This is a genomic window from Nonomuraea sp. B12E4 (genome assembly GCF_039871825.1).
In the GTDB taxonomy this organism is placed as follows: Bacteria; Actinomycetota; Actinomycetes; order Streptosporangiales; family Streptosporangiaceae; genus Nonomuraea.
Map to the genome: position 1 here is coordinate 19,847 of NZ_JBDPME010000014.1, position 16,912 is coordinate 36,758.

Here is a 16,912-nt window from a genome sequence, read left to right on the forward strand (position 1 = left end):
CGAGCGCATGGCCGTACGAACCTCCTATCCCGGGGTCTACATCGACGAGTTCGCCCCGGCTCCGCCCATCCAGGGGGTGGGCACCTCGACCGCGGCGTTCGCGGGTCCCGCCGCGGGCGGGGAGATCGACGTCCCGGTGAAGGTGACCCGCTGGGAGACCTTCCAGCGGCTGTTCGGCGACCTGCCGCTGCCCGGCCGCTATCTCTGGTACGCCGTACGCGGCTTCTTCGACAACGGCGGGCAGGTCTGCTACGTCACCCGGGTCAGCAACGGCGTCTGCGCCGCCGCCGGGATCGGCAACGCGGCCGGCGACCCGGTGTTCCTGGTCAGGGCGGCGGCTCCGGGCACGGCGGGTGACGCCATCGCCGTACGGGTGGCGCACACGTCGCTGGTGTCCGGGGCGGAGCTGTACCGCCCGTCGGCCCGGGGCACGGTCACCGGGGTCAGGCAGATCACGCTCGCCACGGCGGCGGAGTCGGCGCGCTTCCGCGTGGGTGACTGGGTGCGCTTCACCGGGCCGAAGACGGATCCGCGCGTGCAGGTGGTCGGCATCGGCGGCGGCGTGATCCGGGTGGACCGGGACCTGATCTCGGCGGTGAACGACGCCGGCGCGCTCACCCTGGCCGACGCGGTGCCGGGCACGAAGACGATCCGCGTCAAGGCCGCCGGGCAGCTCGGCGAGGGCGCGCTCGTGCCGGGCAGCACCCTGGCGGTGGTCCAGGGAACGGTCGCCGAGACGGTGATCGCACAGGAGGTGCGGCAGGAAGGCCAGGTGGAGACCGGTGCCTGGGTCTACGGCGTCACGCTCAGGCAGGGGCTCGCGCACGGCCTCTCCCTGGATCCGGCGGGGACGGCGCCGAGGGTGAGCTCCCGGGAGTTCACCTTGACCGTCGGCTCGGCCGTCTATCGCGACCTGGCGCTCGATCCGGCCCACCCCCGCTACTATCTGCCGCTGGTGAACGACGGCCCGGTCGTCGTACGCCCGGCCGATCCGGCTCCCGCCGACGGTTTCCCGGCGGCCGGGAGCACCAACCTGGCGGGCGGCGCCGACGAGGACCTGGGCACCCTGGACGCGGGCGACTACCTCCGCGCGCTGGCCGCCCTGCGGCCGATCGATGACGTCAACCTGCTGGCCGTGCCCGACGCGGCGGACCTGCCGGACGCCGACACGCTGGCGGTGCAACGCCGCATCGTGGAGGACTGCGAGCTGCTGATGGACCGGTTCGGCGTGCTGGACCCGCAGGCCCGCGACCTGCCGCCGTTCGGCGCGGGAGCGGCCGCGGGCATCGACACCCAGCGGCGCACGCTGAGCTCGGCCCGCGGATACGCGGCGCTCTACTACCCGTGGATCAAGGTCGTGGCGGCCGACGGCGGCCCGCCGGTGCTGGTCCCGCCGTCGGGTCACATCTGCGGCGCGATCGCCAGGGTGGACAACACCGCCGGGGTCTTCAAGGCCCCCGCCAACGTCTATCTCAACGGCGCCCTCGACATCCAGGCCAACGGCAACCTCATCGACGCCGAGCACGGCGAGCTCAACCTGATGGGCATCAACGTCATCCGGGTGCTGCAGGGCGGCCGGCCGCTGCTCATGGGCGCCAGGACCATCGCCGACGACCTCAACTGGCAGTACGTCAGTGTCCGCCGCCTGTTCCTGTTCCTGGAGGAGTCGATCCAGCAGGGCATCGGCTGGGCGGTCTTCGAGCCGAACAACCTGGAGCTGTGGCAGAAGCTCAAGCGCGCGCTCAACGCCTTCCTCCACCGGCAGTGGCAGGACGGCGCGCTGTTCGGCGCCACCGCGGACGACGCCTTCCAGGTGCAGATCGACGAGGCGCTCAACCCGCCGGACGAGCAGCGGCTGGGCAGGCTGCACATCAGGATCGCGCTACGACCCACCTATCCCGCCGAGTTCGTCGTGGTCCACATCGGGATCTGGGACGGCGGCGCCGAGATCAGCGAAGGCTGAGAGAGGAGAGCGGGCCATGCCCAGGCCAGTGGATCCGTACCGGAGTTTCAACTTCCACGTCGAGATCGACGGCATCACCCAGGCGGGGTTCACCGAATGCACAGGGTTCTCCGCGTCCGTCGACCCGGCCGACTATCGCGAGGGCAAGGACGGCCCGGCGATCAGAAAGCTCCCTAACCTCGCCAAATACTCCAACCTCACGCTCAAGTGGGGGCTGACCGACTCGCGGGACCTGTTCGACTGGTTCGTCGACGTGACCATCGGCAAGATCAGCCGCCGGAACGGCTCGATCATCGTCTACGACCTCGACGGCATGACGGAAAAGGTCCGCTGGAACTTCTTCGATGCCTGGCCCACCAAGTGGGACGGCCCCGACTTCAACGCCACCGGCACCGCCGTCGCCATCGACACGCTCGAGATCGCCTACGAGCGGCTGAGGAGAGAGTAGTGATCGCCACCGAACGCCCCTTCCGGCTGCCCGTCGGCTATCTCGACGAGGAGGGCACCTTCCACCGTGACGGCGTCATGCGCATGGCGACGGCGGCCGACGAGATCCTGCCCCTGCGTGACCCGCGGGTGCAGGGCAACGAGGCCTACCTCATCGTCATCCTGCTCTCCCGGGTGATCACCCGGCTGGGCAGCGTGGAAGCGATCACGCCCAAGGTCATCGAGAGCGTCTTCGCCGCCGACCTCGCCTACCTGCAGGACTTCTACAACGAGCTCAACCTGACGGGCGAGGCGCGGACCGCGTGCCCGGCCTGCGAGCGCCGCGCCGAGGTGATGGAGGTGAACGGTGCGGGGGGATCGTAGGCTACCCCCTCGACTCCCTCTACGGGGAGGTAGCCTTCCTCGCCTACCACTTCCACTGGCCGCTCGCCGACATTCTCGACCTGGAGCACGCGGATCGGCGGCGGTGGGTGGCCGAGGTCTCCGCCATCAACCGGCGCATGCTGGAGACGGCCGAGTGAACCGCTGGCTCGCCTGGGCCGACCGGCTGGCCGCCCGCCCGCGGCGCCGGCCGGTGCGCCGCCCGGCCGCGCCGCTCGTCCTGCTCCGCCCGCGGCGTCCGATGTCCTCCGGCGGCTCGTCTCTTGTGGTGAGCATGGTGATCGGCCTTCGCGGCGGGCCCGCGCGGATGACCGTGGTCCGGCTTCCCGGCCCGTCGCGGGGCCTCCGGTGGGCCGCGCCGGTCGTCGGCCGCACGCGTGTGGCCACGGTGCTCGACCTGCGCCGGACCGTACGCGAGCGGAACGCCGGTGAGGCTCGCCGTGACCGGGACACCATGCTGATCCGCCGCGACGGCACCCGGACGACGATGCTGATCCACGGCGACGGCACCCGGGTGACGGCGCCGCTCCGCCGCGGCCACACCCCGTCCGCGGCGCACGCCCGGGTCGAGCTGCCCGTGCGCGAGTGGCGCGGGACCAGCGGGCTCGCCCCGCGCCCGCCTGTCCCGGCCGGTCCCGTGGTCACGCGGGTGCCGGCGCGCCAGGCCGTACCCGGGGCCGGGTGGCGGGCGGCGGAGCCGCAGCGCGGGGCCGAAGCGCGGGTGACGGAGGCGCGGCCGCCCGCGCTCGATCTGGACCGGATCGCCGACGACGTCGTACGCCGCATCGACCGGCGGATCGTCGCGCACCGGGAACGGCTGGGACGGATCTGAGGAGCCACGATGCCGCTGGAGAGATTGACGATCACGCCGCTGGACGCGACGGGACGCCCGCAGACCGGCCGCCGGGTCACGGTCCGCTACAACCCGGAGGAGTTCACGGTCAGCAAGGACAACGCCTTCGCCGTGCAGGCCGTGCCCGGCCTGGGCTCGCCGATCGTGCAGTTCGTCAGCGGCAACCAGCGCACGCTGGAGATCGAGCTCTTCTTCGACACCTACGACAACGAACAACTGCCCAAGACGGACGTCAGGACGGAGTCTGGCCAGGTCGCCGCGTTCATGGAGCTCGACTCCGACCTGCACGCGCCGCCGGTGGTCGAGGTGGCGATGGCGGCCTGGAGCTTCCGCGGCGTGCTGACCAGGGCCAGCCAGCGCTACATCCTGTTCATGCCCGACGGCACGCCCGTGCGGGCCCGCATGACCTGCACGTTCGTCGAGTACGTGGACCAGGAGCAGGCGGCCAGGGCGGCCAACCTGCAGACCGCCGACTACAGCAAGCAGCACGTCGCCGCCGGTGACGAGACGCTCTCCTCGATCGCCGCCCGGCTTTACGGCGACGCGGCCAAGTGGCGGCCGATCGCGCTGGCCAACGGCCTGGCCGACCCCCGCGAGATCGCGCCGGGCGACGCGTTGCGCGTGCCCGCCCTCCCCTACGTCAATCCGGTGACCTGGGAGGTGGAGGAGTGAAGCGGTACGCGCCCGGTTTCGTCGTCGCCGTCGGCGGCCGGCCGCTGCCGCCCGCGCTGCGCGCGAGCGTCACCGCCATCCGCTACCAGGACGGGCTGGAGGGGGCCAACCGGCTGGAGGTGAGCATCGCCGACGAGCGGCTGCGCTGGCTGGACGATCCGCTGCTCGCCGTGGACGCGCCGGTCGAGCTGAGCCTGGGCTATGCCGGGGATCCGCTGGAGATCGTCTTCACCGGCGAGATCACCGGCGTGGACGCGGCCTTCCCCTCCTCCGGGGCGCCGTCCCTCACGGTCGTCGCCCACGACTTCATGCAGCGGATGACGATCGGCGCGAAGGACCGGGCATTCGCCATCAGCCTGCCCTGCATCGGGAAGTTCCCGCTGCCCGACCCGGTGATCGCCGCGGCGGTCTCGGCGACCGACCTGCTGGTGCCGGTCATCGATCCGGTGGGCGCGGCGCTGTCGTTCCTCACGTTGCTGGCCACGTACGCGATCAACCCGGCGGACGCCGCCGGCTCCATCCGCATCCAGCAGGGGCAGAGCGACTTCGACTTCCTGTCCGCGATCGCGCGGGAGAACGGCTGGGACATGTTCATCGACCACTCCGCCGCTCCGCGCGGGCACGTGCTGCGCCTCCAGTTCACCGGGCTGGACGCCGCCCCCACGGCCACCCTGCGCTGGGGCGAGTCCATCGTGGACTTCAGCCCGCGCATCACCACGGTCGGCCAGGTGGCCACGGTCTCCACCCGGATCTGGGTGTCGGCGACCAACACCGAGTGGGTGGTCGCGCTGGGCTGGGACTACGACCGGAGCGGCTTCGATCTGCAGGTCTATCCGGGGCTCGGCTATCCGGAGGCCGCGCGGACCGGCACGCTGACCGTCGACGCCGACGGCCCGGCCACCGCGCCCCGCAAGATCCTCGGCGAGCTGATCCCCCGGCTGAACAACCGGCTCACCGGGAGTGGCACCGCCATCGGCGACACCCGGATCAAGGCGGGCCGGCTGATCTCCCTGGACGGCCTCGGCGCCCGGTTCGGCGGGCTCTACCGGGTCACCCAGGCCACCCACACCGTCGATGCCAGTGGCTACCGCACCGCGTTCGAGGTGCGCAAGGAGGTCTGGTTCGAATGAGACTGTACGACTCGGGCGAGAAGAGCGCCGAGCCCGCCTCCACCCGGCTGCTCAGCGGTGTGGTGGTCAACGACTGCGAGGCGCTGCCCCAGGGCAACATCCTGGTCCGGGTGCCCGCTCTCGACCAGGAGATCTGGGCCCGGCTGGTGGCGGCCGGCGGCGGTCCGGGGGCGGGCTTCTTCTTCCAGCCCAGGATCGGCGACGAGGTGCTGGTCGGCGTCACCGGCGCCGAGGCGTTCGTGCTGGGCGGCATGTACAGCCTGGCCAACAGCCCGCCGGTGGGCAATCCCGTGGACGCCAAGACCAAGCGGGTCATCAAGAGCGGCCTGGTGGGCGGGATCGGGGGGCACCGCATCGAGCTGGACGACGCCCGGCAGAGCATCTCCATCAGCTGCGCCACCGGGCACGAGATCACGGTCGGGCCGGCGGAGATCGAGCTGACCAACCCGGCGGGCTCGTTGAAGATCACCCTGCGGGACGGCGACCAGACCGTCGTGATCAGCGGGGTCAACATCGAGCTCAGCGCCACGGCCAAGCTCACGCTGAGCGGCGGCCTGATCGACATCAGCGCGAAGGGCGCACTCGTCCAGCAGGGCAAGCCCATCAAGATCAACTAGGGAGGATCCGGATGCTTCCAGCCGCCCGTCCCGGCGACCCGACCGGCCACGGCACCCCGTTGACGCCCGGCCCGCCGGGCTGCAGCCCCGACGTGCTCATCGGCGGCCTGCCAGCCTGGCGGGTGGGCGACGTCCACGCGTGCCCGCTGGTCACCGGGGTGGTCCCGCACACCGGGGGCGCGGTGGTCGTCGGGAGCCGTACCGTGCTGATCAACGGGCGGCCCGCCGTACGGGCCGGGGACCAGGTGGTGGAGAGCGGCCCGCCCAACCCGATCGCGGCCGGCTGCCCGACCGTGCTGATCGGCGGGTGAGCCGATGCCGGACTTCCTGGGCGTGGGCTGGGCCTTCCCGCCCGGCGTGACCACGGCGGGCCGGACCGCGACCGCCTCCCATGAGGAGGACGTACGGCAGGCGATCCTGATCATCCTGGGCACCGATCCCGGCGAGCGGGTGATGCGCCCCGACTTCGGCGCCGGGCTGTCCGCCTTCGTCTTCGAGCCGATCACCCCGGTCACCCTGGCCGGGCTCGAAGACCGCGTACGCGAGTCGCTGATCACCTGGGAGCCGCGCATCGACGTGGAGTCGGTGGCGTGCCTGCCGGAACGTTCCAGGGTGGACATCGAGATCCGCTACCGGGTGCGGGCCACCAACACCCTGCACAACCTCGTCTACCCCTTCTACCTGGAGGAAGGAGCGGGCCGGTGAACCTGCGCGACCTGCGGCCCGGCTACGTCCCCGAGTGGCGGCCGGACGGGGACGATCCCGGGGCGGCGCTGCTCGACATCGCCGGCCGCTATCTGGCGATCATCGAGGCGCGGCTCGCCCTGGCCCCCGACAAGCACCACGCCGTCCTGCTCGACCTGCTCGGCGCGCGGCCGTGCCCGGCCAGGCCCGCCTCGGCCACCGTGGTGATCACCCTGGCCGAGGGCGCGCCGGACGCCCGGTTGCCCGCGGGGACCCGGCTCGCCGCGCCGCCGCCCCCGGGCGGGCAGGCGCAGATCAGCTTCGAGACGGAGCAGACGGTGGGGCTGGCGGGGGCCCGGCTGGCCGAGGTGGTCAGCCTGTGGCCGGGGCGCGACCAGTACATCGCGCACGACCCGGCCGGGCCGCTGCGCCCGTTCGACGCCCGGCTGCTGCGTGACACCCCGCACGCGCTCTACCTCGCCCACGACCGGCTGCTCGACCTCGGCGGGCGCGCCGAGATCACCGTCGGCTTCGACCTGACCACCCCGTCGGACCAGCCGCTCGACCTCGCCTGGGAATACTGGGACGGGTCGGACTGGCGGGCGTTCCTGGACGCGAGCGACTCCAGCGCCGGGCTGACCCGCGACGGCAGCCACGTCCTGCGGGCCGACTGCGCGAAGACGAAGCCGACCGAGGTGGACGGCGTGCGATCCCGGTGGATCCGCGCGCGGCTGGACGAGACCCTCCCGGCGGACCCGGCCAGGGTGTTGCCCGAGATCTCGGCGGTGACCCTGGCCACCACGCTGACCCGCTCGTACGCGTCCGTCTGGCGGGTGGGCGAGCGGGTGGGGGGCCGCGACGGCAGGCTCCTGGTACGGCTCCGGGACGCCGCCGGGGTGCCGCTGGCGGGGGTGCCGGTGTCCGTGCCCGGCGGCGGCGGCACGAGCGATGACAACGGCGAGGTCGTGCTGGATGCGGAGGCGGGTGACATCGTCGTGGTCCGGCTCGGCGGTTTCGCGCAGGAGCACCGGCTCGATCGAGGCGACGTGACCGTGACCTTCGGCCTCGACCTGCTCGCCCCGGAGCTGGCCGTCGCGGACGGGATCGAAGCGGACCTGTCCCGGCCGTTCCACCCGCTGGGCGTGCAGCCGCAGCCGGGGTCGGCCTTCTATGTGCGCAGCGAGGAGGCGCTCGGCCGGCCGGGCGCGCGGGTGCGGGTCTACGTGCGGCCGGCCCGTACGCCGGAGGACGAGCTGACCCCGCCGACCGGCTCGAAGCCGCTGCCCCATCTGGTGAGCTGGGAATACTTCGACGGCAACGGCTGGCGGGCTCTGCCGGTGGACGGGGTGGGCGACGCGCCGGGAGCGTTCAAGGGGCACGGGTTCTTCGAGCTGACCGTCCCGCGCGACCTGTCGGAGACCGAGGTGAACGGGCAGCGTGGCAGGTGGCTGCGGGCCAGGCTGCTCAGCGGCGGGTACGGGCTGGTCCGCACCCTTGAGGGCGGGCTGGAGTTCGTCGTCGGCCAGCCGCCGGTGCTGGCCGATCTCCGGTTCGGCTACACCTGGCAGGACGGGCCGGTCGCCCCCGAAGCCTTCCGTACCCACAACGACTTCGCCTACGGCCGGTCCGCGACCCCGTTCTCCCCCGTCTCCGACGAGACGCCCGCGCTCTACCTCGGTTTCGACCGCAAACTGCCGGTCGACGACGTCGGGCTGCTCTTCCGGCTGGCCGGCGAGCCCGACGCCCCGCTGCTGACCTGGGAATACTTCGACGGCCTCAACTGGAGCGAGCTCACCGTGGCGGACGGCACCCGAAACCTGTCCGTGTCCGGCACGGTCCGGCTCATCGGCCCGGAAGGCAGCCGGGCCCACCCCCGCTTCGGCGAGCCCCGCCACTGGCTGCGCGCCCGCCTCGCCCAGGACGGCCCGCCAGGGCAGCCCGAGATCCACGCCATCCACCTCAACGCGGTCCCGGTGGCGCAGCGGCAGACCGTCACCGGCGAGCCGCTGGGCATCAGCACCGGAACGCCCGGCCAGTCCTTCCCTTTCCGGGTACTGCCGCTGCTGCCCGGCCCAGCGATCGAGGTGCGTGAGCTGTCCGGCAGGCGGGCGGAGGTCGAGTGGCGCGGCCCGGCGGAAAGCGGCTCCCCGCGACTGGTCCGCGACCGGCTCGGCCGGGTGACGGAGGTCTGGATGACCTGGCAGGAGCGGCCCGACCTGCGCGCGTCCGGGCCCGCCGACCGGCACTTCGCCGTCGATCACCATCGTGGCCTGGTGCTGTTCGGGGACGGGCGGCACGGCATGGTGCCGCCGGAGGGCGCGGCCGTGGTCGCGACCACCTACCACGCGGGCGGCGGGCCCGCGGGCAACCTGCCGCCGCACGGCATCACCCAGGTCCTCGGCGCGGCGGCGGCCATCGAGACGGTGGACAATCCCGACGCGGCGGACGGCGGGTCGGCGCCCGAGCCGGTCGAGGCCCTGCTGCGCCGGGGCCCCGGCCTCATCCACGCCCGGGGCCGGGCCACCACCGTCGCGGACTACGCGGCGCTCGCCCTGGCCCTGCCCGCCGTCGCCGCCGCGTGGGCCTACCCGTGCCTGGACGCCTCCGGACGGCCCGCCGCCGGATGGGTGACCGTCGTGATCATCCCGCACAGCACCGAGTCCCGGCCGTACCCGTCGCCGGCGTTGCGCGCCGAGGTGGCGCGCGTGCTCGCGGCCCGCGCCCCCGCCACGGCCAGGCTCAACGTGACCGGGCCCGGCTACCTGCCGGTCGATGTCACGGCGACGCTCGTGCCGCGGTCCCGGTCCGCGGCGGGCGCGGTGGAGCAGGCCGCCCGCCGGGCGATCACCGGCTTCTTCCGGCCGGGGCGCGGCCTCGGGCGCGGCGAGGTCCCGGTGGCCCGGCTGGCCGCCCTGCTGGAACGGCTGGACGGGGTCGACCACCTGGAGGACCTGGTACTGACGGCACGCGGCGAGAGCCACGCCGACAACGTCCCGGTGCCGGACGGCCTGCTGGCCACCGCGGGCGACATCCGTCTGAACGTGATCGGAGGTTGAGCCGTGCCCTTCCCACCGTCCCATCCGAGCCTCCGCGTGATCGGAGGTTGAGCCGTGCCCTTTCCGCTCCCCCGCCTGGATGACCGGCGCTGGCGCGACCTGGTCGACGAGGCGCGCGCGCTCATCCCGTACCGGGCTCCCGGGTGGACCGACCACAACGTCTCCGATCCCGGCATCACGCTGTCCGAGTTGTTCGCGTGGGTGGCCGAGATGGACCTGTTCCAGCTCGACCAGATCTCCGACCGGCTGCGGCAGACGATGCTCTCCCTGGTCGGCTTGCGGCGCGGGCCCGCGGCGCCCGCCACCGTCACACTCGCGCTGTCGGGGGACGGGGTCGTGGTCCCGGCCACCACCGAGATCGCCGGGCCGTACGGGCTGCTCTTCCGCACGCTCGAACCGGTCCTGGCGACCGGGGTGCGGCTCGCCTCGGTCGAGGCGGCCGGTGAGAGGGTGGTCGCCGGCGCGCCGTTCACCCCGTTCACCCGGCCAGGTGAGGCGCTGGTGCTGGGCTTCAGCGAGCCGTTGCGGCGCGGCACGACTCTCGCGATCACGGCGGACGGCAACGAGGTCGTCACCCGATGGGAGGGACACCTGCGCGGCCGCTGGCGGCCGCTGGAGGTCGAGGACGGCACCCGCGGGCTCAGCCAGAGCGGCTCGGTGCACCTCCACACCCCCGGCGCCGCGCTCGTCAGGTGCGTGTACGCCGGCGGCGACCTCGACGCGCCGCCGGTCGTGCGGGACCTGGCCGTCAACGGGGTACGGGCCGAGCAGGCGATCCCGGCCGGCACGCTGACCTGGCCGATCGCCCCCGATGCCGTGATCGTGGGCACGGTGCGGCCCGGCACGACCATCCACGCGGCGATCCGGCTGGACGGCTCCGGCGCGATCACCCGTGTGGAGACCGGCCGGCCCGGGACCCCCGGGCTGTTCGTCCTGGACCACTCCCCCGTCCAGCTCACCGTCGAGGCGAGCCTGCTCGGCACGGGGGACGACGCGCCCGGCCGGCAGCACCGGCTGCCCGCCTTCCCGGTGGGCGCCGAGATCTGGACGCTCGAATCGGAGTGGCGGCGCTGGCGGCTGCGCGAGGACCTCGCGGGGTCGGGACCCGCCGACTCGCATGCCGTCCTCGATCCCCTGACCGGCCTGCTGCGCTTCGGCGACGGCGAACACGGCCGGGTGCCACCCAGAGGCGCACCGATCATCGCACTGTCCCACCGGACCACCGGCTCCGCCGGCAACCGGGCCACCGGATTCACCGCGCCCGGCCAGACGCCGACCACCGAGTACGCCGCAACCGACCAGACGCCGGTCGGCGGGTTCGCCGTGGCCGATACTCCCCACAACCGGGCGCTGGCCGTGTCCGGCGTGCGGGTCACGTATGCGTCGCGCGCCGCCGGGGGGTCGGACGCGGAGAGCGTGGCCGACGTGTGGGCCCGGGCGGAAGGGCTGATCGACCGCGCGACGCGGGCGATCACGCTCGCGGACTGCGAGGAACTCGCCGCCGCCACTCCCGGGGTGCGGCTGGCCCGGGTGATGGCGCTGGCCGGGGTTCATCCAGCGCTTCCTGGTGTGCCCGCGCCCGGCGTGGTCACCGTCGTGCTGGTGCCGTACCTGCCCGCGGGCCGTCCGGTGCCGAGTCCCGGGCTGCTGCGTGCGGTGGCCCGCCACCTGTGCCAGCACCGGCCGATCGGCTCACGGTTCGAGCTCACCGGCCCGGTCTACACGGAGGTGGTGGTCCGCGCACGGGTGCGCGTGCTTCCCGCGGCCGACCCCGAGGCCGTACGGCGGGAGCTGCTGCGCGCGCTGGACGCCTGGCTGGACCCGCTCACCTGGCCGCTGGGCCGGGACGTCTACCGGACCGAGGCGCTGGCCGTGCTCGACCAGGTGCCGGGGGTGGACCGGGTGTCCGGCGTCGAGCTGGCGGCCGGGAGCGAACCGGCGTGCGGCAACCTCCGCGTCGGCCCGCTGGGGCTGGTCACCGCGGGTGAGCACACGATCGAGGTGGAGCGGGCATGCGGCTAGAACGACTACGTCACCGGTCCGGGCAACTCCTGCGCGCCCGAGACCTGCGCGATCAGCTGGCCTACCAGGAACGGCTGCGTGACCTGCACGAGCGGATCCCGCACCCGGCCGCCGCGGACGCCCCGCACATCGCCTGCGGCGGCACTCCGGGCGACGGCACACCATGGCGCCCCTGGATGGGCACGCGGGCGCCCAGTGCCGTCGCCCGGCAGACGCCTGACGCCGTCGCCCGGCAGACGCCTAGTGCTGTCGCCCGGCAGGCGCCTAGTGCCGTCGCCCGGCAGGCGGCCAGTGCCGTCGCCGCGCAGGTGGTGCTGGGTGTCGAGGTGGTGGTCGACACCGGGGCGCACGGCTTCACCGACGTGCCCTGCTACTTCGCCTGGCAGTCCCTCGGCGGCCGGTCGCGGGTGCCGGTCGTGGTGCCGTACGTCGAGGAGGTCAGCGCCACCGGGTTCGTGTTCCGGCTGGTTATGCGGGGCCTGCCCGACACCGGACCGGACGCGTTCGTGGCCATCGCGCTGGCGGAGCGGTGGTCGGTCTGCTGGATCGCCGTCAGCCGCCCGGCCGACCTGCTGGAAGGGGAATGAGCGTGACTTCTCCGCTCCCTGAAGGAAGCGGCTTCTCGCTAGGCTGCTTCCGCCGCGTCGCGAAGGGCAAGCCCTGCCCTCAAGATGTTGATCGCCGCGTTCACGTCGGCGTGCGCGGTGTGCCCGCACGCCGTACACGCGAACTCGGCCTGGGTGACACGGTTCTCCGTCACACAGTGCCCGCATTCGGCGCACGTGCGGGAGGTGTTGGCGGGGTCCACTGCGATCAGCTCTCGACCGGCGCTGCCCACGGCCGCACCCGTGGCCGGGAGCGGCCGGGCGGGCACGTCGTCGCACGACAGGACGACGAACCAGCGACTGCCTTCCCGCTTGATGCTGATCGTCTTGACGGTGCCCAGCACCCGCCGGTGCCGGTGCACCCGCACATGCCCGACTCCCTGAAGCCGCACGAACGTGGCGGTCGGGTGGCAGGGCTGGGAGTCCCACCGGCACCCGTCACCGTCCTTGGGCCACTCGACCGTGTCGAACCAGCCCCGCCCCTTGAAACGCGGGAACCCTGGCGTGCGGCCTGCTTCGACGCGGGCGAAGAACGCCTTGAATGCCTTGTCCAGCCGACGCAGGGTGGCCTGCTGGGAGGAGAACGACCACCGGCCCTGACCGCCGGGGTCGTCGGCGCGGATGTGCTTCAGCTCCGCCGACTGGCCGCCGTAACGCACCCTCACCCCGGCTTTGCGGTAGGCCGTACGGCGGTGTTCGAGAGCGGCGTTGCACAGCTCCCGGTGGTCTTCCAGGCACCGCGTGAGCGCGGCGGCCTGCCTGCCGGTGGGGCGCAGCAGGAACTTGAACGACCTGCGCACCCCCACCCCCCACGCTCGGCAACGAGAACACCACGGTATCGGCCGGCACCGACAAACCCGGAAGGAAATCTGTGATGCGCGGACCTGACAGGTCAGGGCACACTCGGGCCTTGGCGGCCCTCCCGCTCCCGATTCCCCCGTCGCCTCAAGGCGACGGTCCCCTCGGGAGACTCTGATGGAAACCCGTTACACCGAGCGGCTGCGCTTCTTCGACGGGCAGCAGCTCCACGCCGAGGACCTGGACGAGCTGGAGGCGGTCAACCGGGAGCTGCGGTGGCTGCACAACCGGAGCCTGCACCAGCCGGGCATCGGCGCCGGGCTGGCCGTGCACGGGCCGGCGGGTGCGGGCCACGTCCTGGTGCAGGAGGGATACGCGCTGGACGCCTCCGGCCACGAGATCGTGCTGACCGGGCCGGAGCGGCTGCCGGTGCCGCCGGTGGCGGGCGAGGAAACCTGCGGACCCGCGTACTTCGACCTCACGGTGTCGTACCCGGCTGACGAGGAGCTGGAGGAGGCGGAGACGAGGGAGGGCGCCTGCGCGCCCCGCGGGATCGTCCGGCTGCGGGAAAGGCCGGCGTTCACCTGGGTGCGGCTCAAGCACGACGTCTCGGGCACGTTGCGGCCGGTGGACCCGCGCCACCGGGCGGACATCCAGGCGGGCATGATGATCATCCTGGCCCGCGCGCGGATCCGCGAGTGCGTGCTGGCGGCGGACGTCTCGCTCGCCCAGCGCAGGACCTCCAGGGTCGCCGACCGGCCGCGCATCCGCTGCGACACCTCCTACGCCGAGTGGACGTGGTGGAGCGTTCCGGCCGGGACGGAGTCGGTGATCCAGGGGGTGGAGGCGGTCATCGACACCGAGGCGGCCTGCTTCGCCCAGGTGCCCTGCTACTCGGCCCGGGTGGCGGGCAGGCGGCCGCTGACGGTCGAGTACGACGACGACGCCGTGGTGACCGTCTTCGACGGCCCCGCCCACGTCGAGGAGCCGGCGACCACCTCCTTCCGCTGCCGGGTGCCACTGCTCAGCCCCGACTACGGCGTCGGCGACGCGGGCATCGAGGCCATCCTGACCGCCGTACGCGCCGAGTGGGCGGTCACCTGGCTCGGGATCGAGTGCTGATGAACTACCGCTTCCTCAACCGCGAAGGGCGCTGGCTCGGCTTCCAGCGGTCCGGCCTGCGGCTCGGCGCGGACGGCTCGTTGCGGCTGCACCCGCTGCCCCTCGGTTCCGTCGCCGACGACGGCCGGGCGGCGCCGGCCGGTCCTTTGGGGGTCGCCGCGGTGCCGGGCGGAGCCGTCTACTTCACCGACGGGCACCGCCTGTACGTCGTGCCGGACTGCCGGCGCGACGCGACGGCCTGCTTCGGCGGACTGTGCGAACCCCGTGGGCTCGCCTACCACCCCGGCCGCCGGGCGCTGCTGGTCGCCGACACCGGGGACGACCGGGTGCTCGCCCTCGACGCCGAAACGCTGCGGCCGGTGCAGAGCTGGACCGGCCTGCCCGAGCCGCGTTCGCTGGCCGTGGACGACGCGGGGAGCGTGTACGTCGCCTGCCGCGACGCCGTCCACGTCCTCGACCGATGGGGCAACCGGGCGCCCGGACTGCCCCGCGCCGAGGAGGTGGCCGCCGCCGGCGGGCGCGTCCTCCTGCTGGCCGGCGGGGCCGTGACCGTCCTTCCCGAGGGGCGGACCTGGCAGAGCGGGCTGGCCCGGCCGATGGGGCTGGCCGCCCGCGGCGACCACGTCTACCTGGGCGACAACGACCGCCGCGAGCTGGCCGTGTTCCTGGCGGACGGCGAACGGATCGGGCGGGCGCGCGGTTTCGCCGGGCCGGTCGCGGCCGTGAGCGCCGACGGGGACGAGCTGCTGGTCCACCGGGGCGGCGCGGAGGTCCCGGTACGGCTGGCGGCCGAAGGCGCGTACGGCGAGCACGGCGTCCTGTGGGGCGGGCCGATCGCCAACCCCAGCCCGCACCGGGACCCGCTGCACCTCGTACGGGCCCGGATCTCCGGCACGCGCTTCCGCCTCTACCTGAGTTCGGCCGAGCCCGCCGGTCCCCCGCCCGGCGACCCGGCCTGGCGTCCGGCGGCGCCCGGCGCCCCGCACACGACGATCGCGGGCAAGCCGCTCGACCGGCTCTGGATCGGCGTGCGGTTCACCGGCGACGGGCTGAGCACTCCCGTGCTCTCCCAGCTCAGGGTGGATTTCGACCACCGTACCTACCTGGAACGGCTGCCGCGGATCTACCAGCGCGACCCGGCCTCGCGCGAGTTCCTGCGCCGGTTCCTGGCGCTCTTCCAGAGCGGCTTCGACGAGACGCGCGACCGGATCACCGGCCTGCCCGACCGGCTGGACCCGCTGACCGCCGAGCCGAGCGAGCTGGCCGCGCGGCTCGGCCTGCACCTGCCGCCGCACCACCGGCGGCGCGCGCTCGCCGGGGCGTTCGCCACCCACGCGCGCCGCGGCACCGCCGCCGGGCTGCGCGCGGCCGTCCACGCGGAGACCGGGGCGTGGGCCGTCATCGCCGAGCCGCTCCAGCAGACGCACTGGTGGGTGCTCGGTGAGCAGCCGCTCGGGCTGGAGACGATGATGCCGGTCGGCGAGCCGGGCGGCGCGGTGCTCGGCGCGGGCGCCACGCTGGACGCCTCCTTCCTCGACCCGTCAGCCGGCACCGCCCTGTTCGAGAGCCTCGCGCACCGATTCGCCGTGCGGATCTACCGGGGTGACGCGCGGCCGGCGGTGGTCCAGCAGGTGGTGGAGCGCGAGAGTCCCGCGCACACCGCGTTCCACGTCTGCGTCATCGAGCCGCGCATGCGGCTCGGGGTGCAGTCCGTGCTCGGCGTGGACAGCGTCGTGGCCGAGCCCGCCCCGGCGGGGTCCGGCGTGCTGGCCCTGGCCGGTCCGCCGACGCCCCGGCTGGGCGTCACCACCGTACTCGGCCCGATCGGAAAGGAAACGTGATGTCAGACCACCTACGGGCGCCGACCAGGAACAACTACTTCTACGGCCAGCTCATGACCGTGGAGACCTTCACCACGGAGACCGACTACTTCCTGCGGCAGGAACGCACCTTCAACCGGCTGGCCATGGGGCACGGCGTGGTGTGCGGGCTGGACGTCCAGTTGGCCGACGCGGGCCGCGCGGTCGTCGTCACCCCCGGCCTGGCCGTGGACCGGTGGGGCAGGCGGATCGTGGTGCCCCGCGCGTCCGCCCGCGTCCCCATCCCCGACGACGTGCTCGAAGAGGCCGTCGAACGCGGCCGCGAGTGCCGCCAGGACGCGTGCGTCCAGGTGCTGATCGGCTACCACGAGTGCGTCACCGACCCGATGCCGGTGCACGCGGGCGACTGCGAGGACCCGCGACCCTGCATGCCGGGCACCCTGCGGGAGGGCTACACCGTCTCCTTCCGCGCCGACTGCGCGCCCACCAAGCGTCCCTCGCCCGGCGGGCGGCTCATCCGCGGCGGCAAGGTGGACTACGCGGAGCTGGCCCGGCTGGTCACCCGCGACTGCCCCGCCCCGGCCGCGGACCCGCGCATCGTGCTGGCCGCGCTCCAGATCGAGGACTGCCCGCCGCGGGCCGAGGGCGACCCGGACATCACGGTACGGCCGGTCTCGCCGACGAACCAGGTGCTCATGCGGCTGCTCCTGGCGCTGCTCGAATCCACCCACGACTGATGAGG

16 protein-coding genes are annotated in these 16,912 nt (G+C 73.6%); 15 read left to right on the plus strand and 1 reads right to left on the minus strand.

The window, feature by feature from the left end; all coding sequences use genetic code 11:
• Window positions 1-7: 7 nt before the first annotated feature.
• The 12 genes from ABGB18_RS28225 (at window position 8) to ABGB18_RS28280 (ending at window position 12,412) form a co-directional block, all read left to right on the plus strand.
• Window positions 8-1,963 (plus strand): phage tail sheath subtilisin-like domain-containing protein, encoded by a 1,956-nt coding sequence (locus tag ABGB18_RS28225; protein WP_347698640.1) that lies wholly within the window; start codon window positions 8-10, stop codon window positions 1,961-1,963.
• Between the two features lie 16 nt (window positions 1,964-1,979).
• Window positions 1,980-2,411: a phage tail protein gene (locus tag ABGB18_RS28230; protein ID WP_347698641.1), complete on the plus strand. Its 432-nt coding sequence runs from the start codon at window positions 1,980-1,982 to the stop codon at window positions 2,409-2,411.
• A complete protein-coding gene (locus tag ABGB18_RS28235; protein WP_347698642.1) occupies window positions 2,411-2,773 on the plus strand; it encodes a hypothetical protein in 363 nt (120 codons plus the stop codon). The genes ABGB18_RS28230 and ABGB18_RS28235 overlap by 1 nt, the downstream gene beginning before the upstream one ends.
• Window positions 2,774-2,927: 154 nt before the next feature.
• Window positions 2,928-3,623 carry a hypothetical protein gene (locus ABGB18_RS28240; protein ID WP_347698643.1) on the plus strand — a complete coding sequence of 232 codons (696 nt, stop codon included), beginning with the start codon at window positions 2,928-2,930 and terminating at the stop codon, window positions 3,621-3,623.
• A 9-nt stretch (window positions 3,624-3,632) separates the two neighbouring features.
• A complete protein-coding gene (locus ABGB18_RS28245; RefSeq protein ID WP_347698644.1) occupies window positions 3,633-4,316 on the plus strand; it encodes a LysM peptidoglycan-binding domain-containing protein in 684 nt (227 codons plus the stop codon).
• Window positions 4,313-5,446, plus strand: a complete 1,134-nt coding sequence (locus ABGB18_RS28250; RefSeq protein WP_347698645.1) for a hypothetical protein — start codon at window positions 4,313-4,315, stop codon at window positions 5,444-5,446. Before ABGB18_RS28245 ends, ABGB18_RS28250 begins: the two co-directional genes overlap by 4 nt.
• Window positions 5,443-6,063 carry a phage baseplate assembly protein V gene (locus ABGB18_RS28255; protein WP_347698646.1) on the plus strand — a complete coding sequence of 207 codons (621 nt, stop codon included), beginning with the start codon at window positions 5,443-5,445 and terminating at the stop codon, window positions 6,061-6,063. Before ABGB18_RS28250 ends, ABGB18_RS28255 begins: the two co-directional genes overlap by 4 nt.
• A gap of 11 nt (window positions 6,064-6,074) precedes the next feature.
• On the plus strand, window positions 6,075-6,374 hold the full coding sequence (locus ABGB18_RS28260; RefSeq protein ID WP_347698647.1) for a PAAR domain-containing protein: 300 nt from the start codon (window positions 6,075-6,077) through the stop codon (window positions 6,372-6,374).
• 4 nt (window positions 6,375-6,378) lie between these two features.
• Entirely contained in the window at window positions 6,379-6,768 is a 390-nt protein-coding gene (locus tag ABGB18_RS28265) for a GPW/gp25 family protein (protein ID WP_347698648.1), read from the plus strand.
• Window positions 6,765-9,803, plus strand: coding sequence for a baseplate J/gp47 family protein (locus tag ABGB18_RS28270; protein ID WP_347698649.1), 3,039 nt, complete (start codon window positions 6,765-6,767; stop codon window positions 9,801-9,803). Before ABGB18_RS28265 ends, ABGB18_RS28270 begins: the two co-directional genes overlap by 4 nt.
• Before the next feature lie 54 nt (window positions 9,804-9,857).
• Window positions 9,858-11,825 (plus strand): baseplate J/gp47 family protein, encoded by a 1,968-nt coding sequence (locus ABGB18_RS28275; protein ID WP_347698650.1) that lies wholly within the window; start codon window positions 9,858-9,860, stop codon window positions 11,823-11,825.
• Window positions 11,816-12,412: a hypothetical protein gene (locus tag ABGB18_RS28280; protein ID WP_347698651.1), complete on the plus strand. Its 597-nt coding sequence runs from the start codon at window positions 11,816-11,818 to the stop codon at window positions 12,410-12,412. The genes ABGB18_RS28275 and ABGB18_RS28280 overlap by 10 nt, the downstream gene beginning before the upstream one ends.
• Window positions 12,413-12,450: 38 nt before the next feature.
• On the opposite strand, the gene ABGB18_RS28285 is transcribed toward ABGB18_RS28280, so the two are convergent.
• Window positions 12,451-13,230 carry a transposase gene (locus tag ABGB18_RS28285; RefSeq protein WP_347698652.1) on the minus strand — a complete coding sequence of 260 codons (780 nt, stop codon included), beginning with the start codon at window positions 13,228-13,230 and terminating at the stop codon, window positions 12,451-12,453.
• A gap of 175 nt (window positions 13,231-13,405) precedes the next feature.
• On the opposite strand from ABGB18_RS28285, the gene ABGB18_RS28290 reads away from it, so the two are divergent.
• Genes ABGB18_RS28290 through ABGB18_RS28300 form a run of 3 tightly spaced genes read left to right on the plus strand, consistent with a single transcriptional unit; the run spans window position 13,406 to window position 16,907 of the window.
• Window positions 13,406-14,350 (plus strand): hypothetical protein, encoded by a 945-nt coding sequence (locus ABGB18_RS28290; RefSeq protein ID WP_347698653.1) that lies wholly within the window; start codon window positions 13,406-13,408, stop codon window positions 14,348-14,350.
• Window positions 14,350-16,191, plus strand: coding sequence for a hypothetical protein (locus ABGB18_RS28295; protein ID WP_347698654.1), 1,842 nt, complete (start codon window positions 14,350-14,352; stop codon window positions 16,189-16,191). Before ABGB18_RS28290 ends, ABGB18_RS28295 begins: the two co-directional genes overlap by 1 nt.
• Window positions 16,191-16,907, plus strand: a complete 717-nt coding sequence (locus ABGB18_RS28300; protein WP_347698655.1) for a hypothetical protein — start codon at window positions 16,191-16,193, stop codon at window positions 16,905-16,907. The genes ABGB18_RS28295 and ABGB18_RS28300 overlap by 1 nt, the downstream gene beginning before the upstream one ends.
• Window positions 16,908-16,912 lie beyond the last annotated feature (5 nt).